19 protein-coding genes and 1 pseudogene are annotated in these 14,861 nt (G+C 51.6%); 12 read left to right on the forward strand and 8 right to left on the reverse strand.

Annotation, left to right across the window (positions count from 1 at the left end; all coding sequences use genetic code 11):
* Positions 1–16 precede the first annotated feature (16 nt).
* From I2C21_RS08230 to I2C21_RS08255, 6 genes are all read left to right on the forward strand, one after another.
* Positions 17–784 (forward strand): class I SAM-dependent methyltransferase, encoded by a 768-nt coding sequence (locus I2C21_RS08230; RefSeq protein WP_002586626.1) that lies wholly within the window; start codon positions 17–19, stop codon positions 782–784.
* Positions 785–955: 171 nt separating this feature from the next.
* A complete protein-coding gene (locus I2C21_RS08235; protein ID WP_002586616.1) occupies positions 956–1,378 on the forward strand; it encodes a sigma-70 RNA polymerase sigma factor region 4 domain-containing protein in 423 nt (140 codons plus the stop codon).
* Entirely contained in the window at positions 1,371–1,583 is a 213-nt protein-coding gene (locus I2C21_RS08240) for a helix-turn-helix domain-containing protein (RefSeq protein WP_002586615.1), read from the forward strand. The genes I2C21_RS08235 and I2C21_RS08240 overlap by 8 nt, the downstream gene beginning before the upstream one ends.
* A gap of 497 nt (positions 1,584–2,080) precedes the next feature.
* On the forward strand, positions 2,081–2,479 hold the full coding sequence (locus I2C21_RS08245; RefSeq protein ID WP_002596229.1) for a plasmid mobilization protein: 399 nt from the start codon (positions 2,081–2,083) through the stop codon (positions 2,477–2,479).
* Positions 2,451–4,076 (forward strand): relaxase/mobilization nuclease domain-containing protein, encoded by a 1,626-nt coding sequence (locus I2C21_RS08250; protein WP_002596230.1) that lies wholly within the window; start codon positions 2,451–2,453, stop codon positions 4,074–4,076. Before I2C21_RS08245 ends, I2C21_RS08250 begins: the two co-directional genes overlap by 29 nt.
* Positions 4,066–4,452, forward strand: a complete 387-nt coding sequence (locus I2C21_RS08255) for a cysteine-rich VLP domain-containing protein (protein ID WP_002596231.1) — start codon at positions 4,066–4,068, stop codon at positions 4,450–4,452. The genes I2C21_RS08250 and I2C21_RS08255 overlap by 11 nt, the downstream gene beginning before the upstream one ends.
* An 83-nt stretch (positions 4,453–4,535) precedes the next feature.
* On the opposite strand, the gene I2C21_RS08260 is transcribed toward I2C21_RS08255, so the two are convergent.
* From I2C21_RS08260 to I2C21_RS08280, 5 genes are all read right to left on the reverse strand, one after another.
* Positions 4,536–6,047 (reverse strand): recombinase family protein, encoded by a 1,512-nt coding sequence (locus I2C21_RS08260; protein WP_002575864.1) that lies wholly within the window; start codon positions 6,045–6,047, stop codon positions 4,536–4,538.
* Between the two features lie 94 nt (positions 6,048–6,141).
* The gene (locus tag I2C21_RS08265) at positions 6,142–6,333 is read right to left on the reverse strand and encodes a hypothetical protein (protein ID WP_321118048.1); all 192 of its coding nucleotides are present in this window, start codon (positions 6,331–6,333) and stop codon (positions 6,142–6,144) included.
* 4 nt (positions 6,334–6,337) lie between these two features.
* Positions 6,338–7,282 (reverse strand): MobV family relaxase, encoded by a 945-nt coding sequence (mobV, locus tag I2C21_RS08270; protein ID WP_002575862.1) that lies wholly within the window; start codon positions 7,280–7,282, stop codon positions 6,338–6,340.
* 173 nt (positions 7,283–7,455) lie between these two features.
* Positions 7,456–7,851, reverse strand: a complete 396-nt coding sequence (locus I2C21_RS08275) for a replication initiator protein A (RefSeq protein ID WP_002575861.1) — start codon at positions 7,849–7,851, stop codon at positions 7,456–7,458.
* 111 nt (positions 7,852–7,962) lie between these two features.
* Positions 7,963–8,376: a cysteine-rich VLP domain-containing protein gene (locus I2C21_RS08280; protein ID WP_002575860.1), complete on the reverse strand. Its 414-nt coding sequence runs from the start codon at positions 8,374–8,376 to the stop codon at positions 7,963–7,965.
* 228 nt (positions 8,377–8,604) lie between these two features.
* Here I2C21_RS08280 and I2C21_RS08285 point away from each other — a divergent pair, with 228 nt between their 5' ends.
* Together I2C21_RS08285 and I2C21_RS08290 are read left to right on the forward strand one after the other, a co-directional pair.
* Complete coding sequence (locus tag I2C21_RS08285) at positions 8,605–8,868, forward strand: hypothetical protein (RefSeq protein WP_002575859.1); 264 nt, start codon at positions 8,605–8,607, stop codon at positions 8,866–8,868.
* A gap of 78 nt (positions 8,869–8,946) precedes the next feature.
* Positions 8,947–9,747, forward strand: a complete 801-nt coding sequence (locus I2C21_RS08290; RefSeq protein WP_002575858.1) for a helix-turn-helix domain-containing protein — start codon at positions 8,947–8,949, stop codon at positions 9,745–9,747.
* Positions 9,748–9,827: 80 nt separating this feature from the next.
* Here the strand turns inward: I2C21_RS08290 and I2C21_RS08295 are convergent, their stop codons facing one another.
* Together I2C21_RS08295 and I2C21_RS08300 are read right to left on the reverse strand one after the other, a co-directional pair.
* On the reverse strand, positions 9,828–11,048 hold the full coding sequence (locus I2C21_RS08295) for a Mef(A)/Tet(V) family efflux MFS transporter (protein WP_002584949.1): 1,221 nt from the start codon (positions 11,046–11,048) through the stop codon (positions 9,828–9,830).
* 375 nt (positions 11,049–11,423) lie between these two features.
* The gene (locus tag I2C21_RS08300) at positions 11,424–11,660 is read right to left on the reverse strand and encodes a hypothetical protein (protein WP_014080336.1); all 237 of its coding nucleotides are present in this window, start codon (positions 11,658–11,660) and stop codon (positions 11,424–11,426) included.
* A 488-nt stretch (positions 11,661–12,148) separates the two neighbouring features.
* Between I2C21_RS08300 and I2C21_RS08305 the strand changes: the two genes are divergently transcribed.
* Genes I2C21_RS08305 through I2C21_RS08315 form a run of 3 tightly spaced genes read left to right on the forward strand, consistent with a single transcriptional unit; the run spans position 12,149 to position 13,991 of the window.
* Positions 12,149–12,943, forward strand: coding sequence for a replication initiator protein A (locus tag I2C21_RS08305; protein WP_006356266.1), 795 nt, complete (start codon positions 12,149–12,151; stop codon positions 12,941–12,943).
* Positions 12,940–13,782: an ATP-binding protein gene (locus tag I2C21_RS08310; RefSeq protein WP_002596233.1), complete on the forward strand. Its 843-nt coding sequence runs from the start codon at positions 12,940–12,942 to the stop codon at positions 13,780–13,782. The genes I2C21_RS08305 and I2C21_RS08310 overlap by 4 nt, the downstream gene beginning before the upstream one ends.
* A gap of 14 nt (positions 13,783–13,796) precedes the next feature.
* On the forward strand, positions 13,797–13,991 hold the full coding sequence (locus tag I2C21_RS08315) for a transposon-encoded TnpW family protein (RefSeq protein ID WP_002596234.1): 195 nt from the start codon (positions 13,797–13,799) through the stop codon (positions 13,989–13,991).
* A gap of 64 nt (positions 13,992–14,055) precedes the next feature.
* On the opposite strand, the gene I2C21_RS08320 is transcribed toward I2C21_RS08315, so the two are convergent.
* On the reverse strand, positions 14,056–14,256 hold the full coding sequence (locus I2C21_RS08320; protein WP_002596235.1) for a hypothetical protein: 201 nt from the start codon (positions 14,254–14,256) through the stop codon (positions 14,056–14,058).
* 225 nt (positions 14,257–14,481) lie between these two features.
* Here I2C21_RS08320 and I2C21_RS08325 point away from each other — a divergent pair.
* A pseudogene (locus I2C21_RS08325) lies at positions 14,482–14,796 on the forward strand (recombinase family protein); the annotation flags it as partial.
* Positions 14,797–14,861 lie beyond the last annotated feature (65 nt).

Here is a 14,861-nt window from a genome sequence, read left to right on the forward strand (position 1 = left end):
GTTATGGAGGGTAACAATGGAATATAGTAAGGAAGATTTAATGGAAGCAAAAAAGCAAATTTGGGGAGTGGGAGAGAACATGGGAACAGAGGAAAGTAAAAAAATCTGGGAGGAGAACGCACAATTTTGGGATAATGCAATGGGTGACGAATCTAATGAATTTCACAGAGAGGTAGTGCGTCCCAAAGTAACGGAACTTCTATCTCCTAATCCTGCGGATTACATTTTGGATATTGCGTGTGGCAATGGAAATTATTCTTCGTATCTTGCACAAAGAGGCGCTTCGGTTGTCGCTTTTGATTACAGCAAAAAAATGATAGAATTGGCTAAAAGACGGCAATCACAATATGCAAAACAAATTGAATTTTGTGTGGCGGATGCGACCGATAGAAAAAGTATATTAGAATTAAAAAGAAATCGAGCCTTTACGAAAGCAGTTTCTAATATGGCAATTATGGATATTACGGATATTGAACCACTTCTTATGGCTGTTTATGAACTGTTGCAGGAAAGCGGAATTTTTGTCTTTGCAACGCAACACCCTTGTTTTGTCACGTTGACTGAAAAATATATGACACCGCACAGTTACTATGATATAGCGATTGAAGGGCAACCGAAAGAGCAGATTTATTATCATCGTTCCATACAAGATATTTTTAACCTTTGTTTTAGAGCTGGATTTGTCATTGATGGATTTTATGAAGAATGTTTTAAAACCAACAAAGAAATTCCTATGGTAATGATAGTAAGGCTTAAGAAGGTAAAACGTGATAGCTTAAAATAAATTCAAGTTTGTCGGGTAAATAGCAAACCCAGCCGAGCCAGTCAACGGTCAAGATGAACGGCGCATATGCGCAGCCGTTGACAGCCCCGCCCGCCTTTGCTGGTAGGCAATCAAGGGGCGACAGCAAGAAGTGCCACCGCCCCGCACTATTATTCAGAAAGGGGAATTTCCATGACCGACCAGATAGCCTATCAAGAATATATCCAGCGCAGGTACAACGCCTTTTGCAAGACTGTTATCCGCTGTGCCGCCTTGGACAAGATTTTGAAGCTTAAACGGCAATGGGAACGGCAAGTTTCCCTTGACTATCTGATGAACGAGAAGTTTGTCCAGTTTGCCGCGTCGGAGCCGGACGAGGAATACCCATTTACCGTCTGCGGTCAGACCGTCCTGCTCTGCAACGCCGCCCTTGCCGACGCGATCTCTGTTTTGCCGGAGCAGACGCGGGAAGAAATCCTGCGCTATTACTTTCTGCGCCAGCCGCAGCGCGTGATCGGCGCGTGTATTGGCCGGTCACGCAGCACAGCGGGGCGGCATATCCAGCTTGCCTTGCAGCGGCTACGCGAAGAAATGGGGGTGAGCCGGTATGAGTAGACTTCTCCCCTATGAAACAATCCTCAAAGCCCGTGAGGGCGACCCAGAAGCCGTGAACGCTGTCCTGCTCCACTACGCCGGATATATCCGCTATTTCTCAAAAGTGAACGGGCAGGTCAACGCCGAGGTGGAGGACTATGTAAAGCAGCGGTTAATTGACTGTCAATTCAAGTTCCGGCTTGACGAACCACCGGACAAGTCATAAAAACTGAATACCAGCCGCCACCGACGCGGCCAGCGAAAGCAGTAAGTCTTGAAAAAGATTTACTGCTTTTTTTGTTGTCCGGCTCCGCTCCCGGCCATTTTGCCCCCTGCCGGTTGTAGTAGTAAGCGAGGAGGGAATTTTTCTGCCCTGGTGTTTGGCATTTGGAGCATTTACCCGTAGTAGAGGGCAAAGAGAAAGGATTTCTCCAACACCGGGTAGAAACCACTGCGTCCGGTGTCATTTTAGCGAAAGCGGGCAGGAATGCCCTTTACAGGATTAGTAGTAGCAGAAAAAGAGAAACAAACTTTTGTGGTTGCAGTTTTCCAAAAAAGTGGCGGACGGAAGTGAGAGAAAGTTTGCAGTCACGGAGAGCAAGTTTCTACCACGGTGCCAAAATCCGCAATTCTGCAGTTTTGCCCCTCGCGGGAAACTTGTTGGGGAGTGCCTTCCCCAAACCCTGCTCATGCGCCCTTACGGGCGAGAAAGGAGGTCACACCATGCGAAAGAAATACAACACGCCCCACCGCAGCCGCGTTGTGAAAACCCGGCTGTCCGAAGATGAGTATGCCGACTTCACAGCGCGGCTTGCGCCCTATGGTATCAGCCAGTCCGAATTTCTCCGGCAGGCGATACGGCGGGCGACCATACGCCCGGTTGTCCATGTGTCGTCGGTCAATGACGAGTTGCTTTCCGCTGTCGGGAAGCTGACAGCCGAGTACGGCAGGATCGGCGGCAACCTCAATCAGATTGCCCGGTATCTGAACGAATACGGCGTACCCTACAACACCCTTTCCGGCGAGGTACGCGCCGCCATATCCGACCTTGCCGTCCTCAAGTATGAAGTCCTCAAGAAAGTAGGTGACGCGGTTGGCAACACTCAAGCATATCAACTCTAAAAACGCCGACTACGGAGCCGCCGAGCAATATCTTCTCTTTGAGCATGACGAGTTTACCATGAAGCCCGTCCTTGATGAAACCGGCAGGCTTATCCCCCGCGAGGACTACCGGCTGTCCACGCTGAACTGCGACGGGGAGGATTTTGCCGTTGCGTGTATGCGGGCCAATCTCCGCTATCAGAAAAACCAGCGGCGGGAAGATGTGAAAAGCCACCACTACATCATCAGCTTTGACCCGCGGGACGGGCCGGACAACGGCCTGACCGTAGACCGGGCGCAGGCGTTGGGGGAACAATTCTGTAAAGAGCATTTTCCCGGCCACCAGGCCCTTGTCTGCACCCACCCGGACGGGCATAACCACAGCGGCAACATTCATGTGCATATCGTCATAAACAGCCTGCGGATTGAGGAAGTGCCGTTCCTGCCCTACATGGACAGGCCGGCCGATACGAAAGTCGGCTGCAAGCACCGATGTACCGACGCTGCCCTGCGCTACTTCAAATCCGAAGTCATGGAGATGTGCCACCGGGAGGGGCTTTATCAAATCGACCTCTTGAACGGCAGCAAGAACCGCGTCACCGACCGGGAGTATTGGGCGCAGAAAAAGGGACAGGCCGCGCTGGACAAGCAGAACGCCCCCATGATTGCCGATAGTATCACGCCCCGGCAGACCAAGTTTGAAACGAACAAGGAGAAGCTGCGGCAGACCCTACGGAAAGCCCTTGCCACCGCCGCCAGCTTTGACGAGTTTTCCTCTCTGTTGCTGCAGGAGGGTGTGACCGTCAAGGAGAGCCGGGGGCGGCTTTCCTACCTCACGCCGGACAGGACAAAGCCAATTACCGCCCGGAAGCTGGGCGACGATTTTGACCGCGCCGCTGTCTTTGCCGTTTTAGAGCAAAACGCCGCCAGAGCAGCCGAAGCGCCAGCCAGATCCCCCGATCCCCCACGCACCATAAAAGACCGCTTGCAGGTTGCCAGAGCCGAGATAGCCGCCCCGAAACAGGACGGAGTGCAGCGGCTTGTGGACATTGAGCAGAAAATGGCCGAGGGCAAAGGCCGGGGCTATGAACGCTGGGCGAAGATACACAATCTGAAGCAGGCCGCCAAAACGCTGTCCGTCTACCAGCAATACGGCTTTACTTCCCCGGAGCAGTTAGAAGCCGCCGTTGACACCGCCTATCAGAAAATGCGCCAGACCAGCGGCGAACTGAAAGCACTGGAAACGAAGCTGCAAGGGAAAAAGAAGTTGCAGCGGCAGGTGTTGGCCTACGCCCAGACCAAGGCCGCCCGCGACGGGCTGCGGGCACAGAAATCCGAGAAAGCCCGCGCCGCATACCGGCAGGCCCATGAGAGCGATTTTATCATAGCCGACGCAGCAGCCCGGTATTTCAAGGCGCATGGCATTACCAAGCTGCCCGCCCGGAAAGCGTTGCAGGCCGAGATCGAGCAGCTTATCTCCGAGAAAGACGGCCTGTATAACACCTATCACGAACAGAAACAGCGGTTCAAGGAGTTGCAGACCGTCAAGCGGAACATCGACCAGATTTTGCGCCGGGACGAGCCGCACCGCAGAAAGGAGCAGAGCCATGAGCGATAACCTGCCCCACATGGACTACCGCCAGCACCGGCGGGCGCGGCGGCTGGTACATGAGTGCTGTAACTACGATGAGGGGAACTGCCTGCTATTGGACGACGGGGAGCCTTGCGTGTGCGTCCAGAGCATTTCCTTTTCCCTCATGTGCCACTGGTTCCGTGTGGCTGTCCTGCCCCTTGACGGGGAGCTGGCCGCAGCCCTCTTGTGCCGGGGAAGCCGGAAACGGTGTGCCGTCTGCGGGGCGGCCTTTGTCCCCAAATCCAACCGGGGAAAATACTGCCCCGACTGCGCCGGGCGCATGAAGAAAATCAAAGCCGCCGAGAGAAAGCGGAAACAAAGGCAGAGATGTCACGCTTTAGAGCCTTTCAAACCCGCATAAATCAAGGCTTTTTTCGTGGGTGTCAAAGTACAGTTTACAAGGGACTACACAGGGTAGGTATCTGACGGGAGGGGTGCCGCCAGTCAGATTTTCCATGTGATGTTCAAGCTGTCGCTTGTGGCGGCTATGGTGGTGATCATCAAATCCACCACACGCCGCTTGTCATCAAAAGATACATTCTCCCAGGTATCGAGGTAGCCGGAAATCTGGCTGACCTGTTCCGGGCTGATGGCCTCCACAGTCAACTCCGCTATCCTTGCCAGAAGTTCCTGCTTGCGCCCGTCCAGTTCCGCTATCTTCACATTCACATAGGAGAACAGGACATTGTTTGCCCCCGTCAGACTGTCCACCAGCTTTTCAATCTCGCTGTCTACATGGGCAAGTTCCACTTGCAGGGCGGTGATTTTCGGGTTTGCCTTTGCCGCTTTCTTTTTTCCTGTCAGCGTCTTGTAGCTTGCCAGCTTCTTTACCATCTGCTGATAAACAACCGCTTCCAGTTCCGAAGTGATGATTTTCCCACAGCCAGGACAGCTTTTATTGTCCAGCCGTTTCGTGCAGCGGAGATACTGTTTGCCGGAGGGATTGTAGATACTCATAAGAGCATACCCGCAATTCCCGCACTTGATTTTTCCTGCCAGCCATGTGTGGGTGGCTTTCCGGGCAGACTGGATTTTCATGTTGTTCATCAGCTTCTTGCGGCAGGTCAGCCAGGTGTCGGAGGGGACGATACCCTCATGGGGAGCCAGTACCAGCATTTGGTCTTTTAAGTCGTTTTTCTTGCTGGCCTTTACATCTCGCCCTTGATACAGATAGCAGCCGTTCATGCCCGTAAAATCGGCAACGTCATTGACAATGACTGTACCTTGACTTTTGAAAAATTCGTACACATCAAGGTCTGCCTGCACATAGACAGGATTGCGTAACATCTGCGCCAGCGTGGGGCGTATCAGCTCTTTGCCATGGAACAAAATCCCCTGTTCGGCAAAGTACCGGGTAATGTCCCCGTAGGAAGTTGTGGGCTGGGCGTACATCTCAAACATCAGCCGGATATTGGCCGCTTCCTCCGGGTTTACCACCAGCTTCTTTGTGTTGATACCGTCCATCTTGATAGGCTCCGTATGGAAGCCGTAAGGGGCTTTCCCGCCCATCTTAAAGCCCCGCTGACTGCGGGAGTAGTAAGCGTCCGTTACCCGCTTCTGTATCGTTTCCCGTTCAAGCTGGGCGAACACGATACAGATATTCAGCATGGCCCGTCCCATCGGCGTGGAGGTATCAAACTTTTCCGTAGAGGACACAAACTCCACATTGTACTGCTGGAACAGCTCCATCATGTTGGCAAAGTCCAGAATGGAACGGCTGATACGGTCGAGCTTGTAAACCACGACCTTTGCAATCAAGCCCCGCTTGATGTCCCGCACCAGTTCTTGAAACTTCGGACGGTCTGTGTTCTTGCCGCTGTACCCTTTGTCTGTGTATTCCTTGCAGTTACCGCCTTTCAACTCGTATTTGCAAAATTCAATCTGGCTTTCAATGGAAATGCTGTCCTTTTTGTCTACCGATTGTCTTGCATAGATTGCGTCTATCCGATTGTTCATATTGTCGCTCCTTTTCTTAAAAAAGAAACGGAGCTGCTGACAGTTCTATTATACCGCCAGCAGCCCCGCAAATCAATGATGGGTTTGGAAAACCTTATGTCCCGGCTTCCTCACTCTCCCGCTTGTCGGCGTACTTGCGGAACACCTCATAAAGCTGCTGTTCCAGTTCCCGGCGTTTGGCTGCTTCCTGTTCCGGCGTGAACACCGGGGAGAGATTTTCCAGTGTGATTTCCTTTCCCTGAAAAGTCACGATTTCGATTTCCTTTTTGTATCTGATATTACTTATAAGATCACCTTTCCTTTCCATGCTGCCGCTGTTGCCGTTTCAGTTCCGCTAAAATCTCCGGCGGGATACGGTCAACCAGCCGCCGCATATCGTCCAGTTCGCTTTTTAACTTCGCCCGTTCCATCGTGTCATTCATCTTGCCTTTTTCGCTGGCCTTTGCCCTGACTTCCAGCTTTTCATTTTCCGCTAACAAGTCATTGATTGTGACCTTGTATTTTTTCAGTTGCCCGGAGAAGTTCTCCATCTGCGGAAACCACTTTTTCAGCATGGAGAGGGCTTCCTCTTTCTTCTTTCCGGCGTTCAGCGGGGTAATGCCGGAGAGAACCGCTTCAATGGCCCTCGCCTGTTTGGAGAGGTTGACCGCCTGTTTGAACAGCCGGGTGGGGATATGCTTCCGGCCCGTCTTGCTGGCGCTTTCCCCACGCTCCAGGTCGGGGTACTGCTCCACCATACAGGCGTGAAAATCGTCCTGCCACTTCGTCAGATTGGCCCGGTTGCCGATAATTTCTTTGGCGCACAGGCGGTTGTCCTTTGTCAGCGGCACAAAGACCAAGTGCAGATGGGGCGTTTTTTCATCCATGTGTACCATAGCCGAAACGATGTTCTCCCGGCCCACCCGGTCAATGAGGAAGTCCGCCGCCCTCTGGAAGTAGGCCGCTATCTCCTTTGGGGACTTGCCCTTGAAAAACTCCGGGCTGGCGGTAATCAGCGTGTCCACAAACCGAGTGCTGTCCTTGCGGGTGCGGCATCTGGCCTGCTCGATGCGGCTCTGAATGAAATGGTAGTAGCGGCCATCCGGCTTGACGATGTGGAAATTGTACTTGCTCCGGCTGGTGTCAATGTCCGGGTTGCTGGCGTACTGCTCCTTTTTCCGTTCATGGTGGGCTTCCAGCGGCCCCGCCGGGTGGCCCTTGTGCTTCTCAAATCGCAAAATTGCGTGTTGTGCCATTGAACTCCTTTCCCCATTCCATTCCTTTCCGGCGGGTTTTCCCGCCGAAAATATCTCTGATAGGATTGGAATGGAATGAATGTAAATAGATGGTTTTAATCTCTGTATTTCTATATACCGTCAGATTTCCGTACTTCAAGAGGATTGATTTTCGTACTCGCCAAGTACGGTTTTCAGCCCTCCGGCGTACCATAACCGGATTTCTTGAAGTCGGTGTTTGGAACCGCTTCATAGGATTTCGGGTAAATGCGGTTGGGTTTTCCACAGCCCTGTTTCTGGATTTCCACCAGCCCCGCATACTGCAACTCCCGCAGGGTGTTGACCGCTTTCTGCCGCCCGCAGCGGAGCAAAGCGACCACCTCGCAGATGGGGTAGTACAGGTAGACCCGCCCGTACTCGTCCGCCCAGCCGTTCTTCCGGGACAACTCCGCCCGGCGCAGGACAAAGGCATACAGCACCTTCGCTTCGTTGCTCAAGGGCTGGAATGTGGGTGCTTCAAAAAGGAAATTGGGGAGCCGGGTGAAACTGAACGCCTTTTCCGGCTGGTGAATATAAATCGTGTTTGTCATAGCGTGTTTTGTGGACGGTTAGAGGCCCGTTTTCCGGGGCGAATGATAAATGATACCAGCCGCCCCGGTTGAGGGCTTGCGGAGCCTTGCAAATCAAGGCTTTTCCCGCTCTTAACTGTCCACAGCAGACCTCCTTTTCCGTTCACTTTCTGTTTTCTGCCGCCTGTGAACTCTGGCGGCGCAGTCCGGGCAGTATTTGCCCCGGTTGGACTTCGGGACGAACACACCGCCGCACTCCGCACAGCGTTTCAAGTCCCTGTCCCGGTAAATCTCCGCTTCCAGCGTCCTGTCCAGCGGCAAGACCGCCCAGCGGAACCACTTGCAGCAGACGGAGAACGAAATCATCTGCGGACAGGCGCAGGTGTCGCCATCGTCCAGCGCAAGGCAGTTTCCGTCCTCGCAGTTGCAGCACTCCCGGCGTATCAGGCCGCTGGCTCGTCTCTTCTGGGGCGGGGTTATGCGGTAGGGGGAGCCGTCCGGCCTGTGTTCCAGCGGCGGCAGGTGTTGATAGGGTCTTTTGCTCATGCGTCCCTCCGTTTTCTTTGGCGTGTTCTGTTTCCAAGGTGCTTGTCCATCGATGAACTATCCCAAGTCTACACCTTTTTGACCGCCTGTGCCGTATATCCAAGAGGTAGGAAATCAGCCTGAAAAACTCCCTATTTCCACGCTCTCGGATTTGTGATATAATCAAAAAAAGATAAAAGACAAATTCAGGTTTCTGGTCTTCTTGCACAAAATAAAGGAGGAGCTATTATGCAAATTGTTTATATTCCAAGCGAATCAATGTCTGTTCAAGGTAAAAAAGATGAAATCTATAAAAGATATGGGAAAGACTGGAATATTAGAGAACAGGGAGGAGGTAACGGAAATTGGTTGTTGACCAGAAAAAGTGATGTGCTTGTAGATGGAAAAAGTTATCGTACTTTTGTACTTGAACACTACGGTAAATCCAAGCTGACAGCGAAGCTTGTTGATAAATTTCGTGAAGATGTAGCAAATGGTAAAATAAAACTGTAAATGCCTATGCCGTTATGCTATGAGCATAGTACATAGCATAACGGCTTCTCTTTCGTTGAGCTAGCAAGGAGGGTGAATATGTCTTTATCCATACAAGAGCGATTAAAAGACCTACGTGTGGAGCGTGGCTTGACGCTGGGGCAGCTTGCGGAGCAGACCGGGCTTTCCAAGTCTGCGCTGGGCAGTTACGAAACGGAAGACTTCAAGGACATCAGCCACTATGCCCTTATCCGGCTGGCGAAGTTTTACGGTGTGACCGCTGATTATCTGCTGGGGCTGTCTGAAATGAAAAATCACCCAAACGCCGATCTTGCAGACCTGCGTTTGAGTGATGAAATGATTGACCTGCTGAAAAGCGGGAGGATAGACAATACCCTGCTGTGTGAGCTGGCGGCGCACCCGGATTTCCCCCGGCTGATGGCTGACCTTGAAATCTATGTGAACGGAACGGCACTGAAACAGGCGCAGGGTGCAAACGCCATAGTGGACACGATGAGCGCAACTGTTATAAAAAAGCATAATCCTGGCATGAGTGATACGCAGTTAAGACAGCTTATCACCGCCCATATTGATGAGGACGAGTTTTGCCGCTATGTGATACAACGGGACATAAACGGGATTGCCCTTGCTCTGCGGGAAACACACAAGGACGATTTTTTCAGCGTCCCAGAGGATAACCCGCTAAAAGAAATGCTGGAAACTGCTGGTGAAATCGTCAGCCAGGACAGCGACACGGAACAAGCGTACTTGGCGTTTATCTGCAAACGGCTCAAGCTGAATTTTAGGAAGCTGTCAGTAGAAGAACGGAAGTGGCTGAAAAAGATTGCGGAAAAATCCGACTTGCTGAAGAATCCAAAACCGCAGAGAGGACGAAGATAAAAAATGCCTGAACGGCGGTTCTGGTTTTTCAGAACCACCATCCAGGCATTTTGTTTAGTAATAGAAAAAGGTGCAGTTGATTATTGCGTATTGTCAATCTCTCTCAAACCGGGTAGTAAAAATACGGCAAGCGCAACGATGATAATGCCAATTCCGCAAATGACAAACCATTTCTCAACTCCCAGCCGCTCCGCCAGAGGCCCGGAAATGACAAGGCCAAACGGCATGGCGAGGGAAGCGGCGCTTGTCAGTAGAGAAAAAACTCTCCCCAGATATTCTGGTTTGACCGTTTCTTGAAAAATCGCATTTTGCACACCGTAAAATGGAGCGGAAATTCCCATAACAGTACAGCACACAACAAAGACAAGAAATGCGTCTGGCGGCAAAAGCCCGGAGAGCATATTGCTAACGCCCATCAGGAGAACGGAAAGACCGATGGTGTACCGCCGTTTCTTAAAACCGCCCCAAATGCTCAGAATGACTCCGCCAAGCAGCATACCAACCGCAAAAGCAATTTCAGCGGCAGAGGCATGGGCCGGTGTTCCTTTGAAGTATGACATACAGATGAGAGGAAAAAGCGTACTGATTGGCATATAAAAGAACATATAAATTACACCAATCCAGAGCAGAGCAAAGAGGCCCCTGTTTTGCTTTAATACCACATACCCCTCTTTCATATCCTGTAAAAACTGTTGTCTTTTCGTTTCTGGACATAGTTCAGGCGTTGGTATGGACGAAATCGCAACAGTCACACAGGCAAGGATTGCACCCACAATATCTAACAATATAATTGCATTAAGAGGCCAAACAGCATATAAAAACGCTGCGGCAGCTGGACTGATAATCGCACTTACTGCTTGCATGGTCTGCGTGTAACCAGCGCATTTTGTAAGTTCCTCTTTTGGCACAATCATAGGTGTTGCTGCGCTGAATGCTGGAGAATGAAAAGCAGTTCCCGCACTTCGGATTAACAGGACAACCATAATAGACCATACGGGCAATTCCATGTAAAACGCCACCAGCGCCAGAATACCGCCAGCGGCGGCAATTATCAAATCCGCACCAATCATTACGCTTTTACGGCTGTGCCGGTCAACAAAAGCACCTGCAAACGGGCCTAAACAGGCTTGCGGCAAAAATCCAATCAGTGTTGCCGCCGTCAATATGATTGCAGAATTAGTTTTCGCAACCAAATAAAAGATAATGGCCATTTGCAAAATACCGCTGCTAATAAAGGATATTGCTTGTCCGGCAAGAAGTGTAAAATAAGTTTTTCTCCATGAATTGTTGTTTTGGGTCATAATGCGAACCTCCTTTTTTATTGCATTGTTCCTTTGTTTCTGCAATAAAAAGCAGGCGTTGTCCCACAGAGAGGGCAGACGCCTGCATAACAACAAAGCACGAAAAAACACCACGATACAGTTCAAAGACTGCTCGTGTCAAACCTACGTGTTCCTTTGCATACGCACGCAAAAAAAGCCCACCATCATGTGGAAAGGTACTTCTACTTTTTATTGCTTATTAGCGTACACAAATTAACACACGTAAGCCTCCTTCCAATCTCAAACTGTCGCACAGTATAACACACATCCGATAGACTTGTCAACCATTTTTAACCTTGTTTTCCATCTTGTTTTTCCATCTCTTACGGGCAGTAGCAAAGCCAGGCGAGCCAGTCAACGGTCAAGATGAACGGCGCTTTCAGCGCCGCCGTTGACAGTCTCGCCCGTCTTTGCTAATGGGTAATCAAGGCGGGAAAGCCATTTTAGGGCTTTCCCGCCCATTTCAATTTTGGGAGAAGAAAGGCCCCAAAATGAACGAGTGCGGCCAAACACTTTTAGGGATTGGCCACCTTGTCCACCCATCCAGCGGGGCGGCGGGGAACGGTCAAGGCCGGGCGTCAGCCCATTCATTTCAGCCTTGACGGTTTCCTGCCGTCCTGCTACTTTTCCCGGAGTGTGGCCACACATCTGGTCACGGTGTCCAGAGCTTTGGGACTTTTTGTCCCATAGGCCGGGGGCGGAGGACGAGGGACGGGGGCTTTCATAATACGCCCTGTCTGCTGCTGAAATCAGCCCTTTGTTTCCGGCTTACCAGCCCCAAACAAAGCCCTGCTTTCCTGCCGCGTCAAATGCCCTTGCCCTCCCCGGCGGCAACGGTATTTTCAGGGCAACGCCGACAGAGCGTATAACACACTACACTTTGCTCCGCAAAGTCGTGTGCCAAATGGGGCGCTGCCCCCTTTGGAAACCCCCGCAACAAACAGGTGCTATGCACCCAGCCGGGAGCATAGCGCCGTTTGTTGTCAGCAGCCCGTTTCACGGTCTGCGTGTAGTTCCTTGTAAACTGACCTAAAGGGTACGCGATACATTTATCCTTTTCCCCCGGAAACGGCGTTTTAATGCGTGACAATACGCCAAAATCAACCCGAACACAGGGAGGTGATCCTATCGCTGATTATATCAGGGCAGACACGCGGCTGCCCGCCTATCTGCCGTATCCCCGTTTCCTGCTGAAAATGGAGATTTCACAGACCGCCAAGCTGCTGTATTCGCTGCTGTTAGACCGTTCCACCCTCTCCCAGAAAAACAAGTGGCTGGACGACGAGGGCAGGATTTATATTATCTATCCCATCGCGGAGATAGCAGAAATACTGGATAAAGGCAGCACCACCATCAAGGGGGCGCTTAATGAACTGGACACGGCGGGGCTGTTGGAACGGGAACGGGGCGGCTTCTCCGCACCGAACCGGCTTTATGTCAAAGTACCGCCAGTGCCACAGGTACAGTTTTCAGACCAACTGATGGCCGGAAGTCCGCCCCTCATAGAGCCGGAAAACCGTCCTACTGATGGTCAGAAAACCGACCTTATGATGGTCGGAAAACCGTCCCCTAACCAAACTACTATAAACAACCTTACAGAGAGCCAAACAAAGGGAGTGAGTGGGGGGCCGTCCGCGCCCTATGGCCGATATGGAAATATTTTTCTGTCACAGACCGAATACGACGAGTTGCAGGCAGAGTACCCTGACAGGCTGGAACGGTTCATCGAGGAAATGAGCCGCTACCTTGCCGCCAACGGGAAAAGCTACCAGAACTATGCCGCCGCCCTGCGGATATGGGCGGGGAACGACAAAAAGGAAGCCCCTAAAAAGGGCATACCAGACTACTCATGCAAGGAGGGCGAGAGTTTATGAAGAATGAAATCAACGCGGTTTTGGAGAATATGACGACCACCATCCCGGAGCCGGAGGACTACACCGGCGAGGACGGTTTACTGTACTGCGGCAAGTGCCGCAAGCCGAAAGAAGCCTATTTTGCGCCGGATAAGGCCGCTATCTTCGGGCGCGACCGCCACCCGGCAGAGTGCGACTGCCAGAGAACCGCCCGCGAGGAACGGGAAGCCGCCGAAAAGCGGCGCAGACACCTTGACACCGTGGAAGAACTGAAACGCCGGGGCTTTACCGACCCCACCATGCGGGACTGGACTTTCGAGAACGACAACGGCAGGAACCCGCAGACCGGGCTTGCCCGCCGGTATGTGGAGCATTGGGAAGATATGCGGACAGACAATATCGGCTGCCTGTTCTGGGGCGGCGTAGGCACCGGCAAAAGCTACCTTGCAGGCTGTATCGCAAACGCCCTCATGGAGAAAGAAATCCCCGTCCGCATGACGAACTTTGCTCTTATCCTCAATGACCTTGCCGCCAGCTTTGAGGGGCGCAACGAGTACATTTCCCGCCTTTGTCGTTATCCGCTGCTGATCCTTGACGACTTCGGCATGGAACGCGGGACGGAATACGGGCTGGAACAGGTGTTCAATGTGATTGACAGCCGTTACCGCAGCGGCAAGCCGCTGATCGTCACGACCAACCTTACGCTGGACGACCTGCACAACCCGGAGGACACCGCCCATTCCCGGATTTATGACCGCCTGCTTTCCATGTGCGTCCCGGTACGCTTTACCGGCGACAACTTCCGGCAGGAAACCGCCAAGCGGAAAATGGAGAGCATGAAGAAACTGATTACCGACTGAAAGGAGTATTGCCTATGGCAGATAACAAGCAGCACGACACCCGCACCACCCGCCGCCCTGACTGTGTGACGGAAATCCGCATGGGCAATTCCGTCCTTGTCGTGTCCGGCTATTTCAAGAAAGACACCACAACCACAGCCGCCGACAAAATGGCGCGGGTACTGGAAGCGGAAGCCGCTGCTACACAGGAGCCGACTTATCCGGCGTGAACCGGGGCATGGAAAAGCGGCCATGCCAGGGAGCATGACCGCTGGAACGAAAATCGGAAGTGCTTTAGCAATTCTTAATCTCATTCTCTATAAAATAATTTGCAATTTCAAAGGCTTTTATTCTTCTCTTTGCCAATGTGATTTGTGATTTATAACGCTCGGAATTATCCTTTGATTCAAATGTTTTTACTGTTTCTCTTAGCTTGTGCAGAGTTGAATCAATTTGCCTTTTGGCCGCGGTTAATTCATCTATTGTATACTTCATGTTTTCTCCTTTAACTTCTGATTTTTTTGTTAAATCAGAGTATACCACGGAGTTATGAACTTTTCTACTGCAAATATGGGACGACAACCCATACCATAAAAATCGGAAAATTGAAAAGCTGTAAAGAAGCAAATTTAACGCTTTTGCCGCTGTACAGCCCCCGCCGTTCCGTGGTACAATGAAACCACGGAATAGTGGGGCTGGCTGTCGGAAACGGAGGATTTTATGTTAAGACAAGCCACCCAAAACCTCATTACCGCCCTTTATCCGAGATTGTCCCACGAGGATGAATTGCAAGGCGAGAGTAATTCCATATCGAACCAAAAAAGGATACTCGAAACCTACGCAAAACAGAACGGCTTTACCAATCTGCGCTGGTACACCGACGACGGTTTTTCCGGCGCGAACTTCCAGCGGCCCGGATTTCAAGCCATGCTTGCGGACATTGAAGCCGGGAAAGTGGGTACGGTCATCGTCAAGGACATGAGCCGGTTAGGGCGAAACTACTTGCAGGTAGGGTTTTACACGGAAACATTATGGACAAGGACACAAAAGGCAGACCGTGAAACGGGCTGCTGACAACAAATAAAGGCTGAATATCAGGC

Source organism: Clostridium sp. J1101437_171009_A5 (assembly GCF_015547905.1).
Classification (GTDB): Bacteria; Bacillota; Clostridia; order Oscillospirales; family Oscillospiraceae; genus Pseudoflavonifractor_A; species Pseudoflavonifractor_A gallinarum.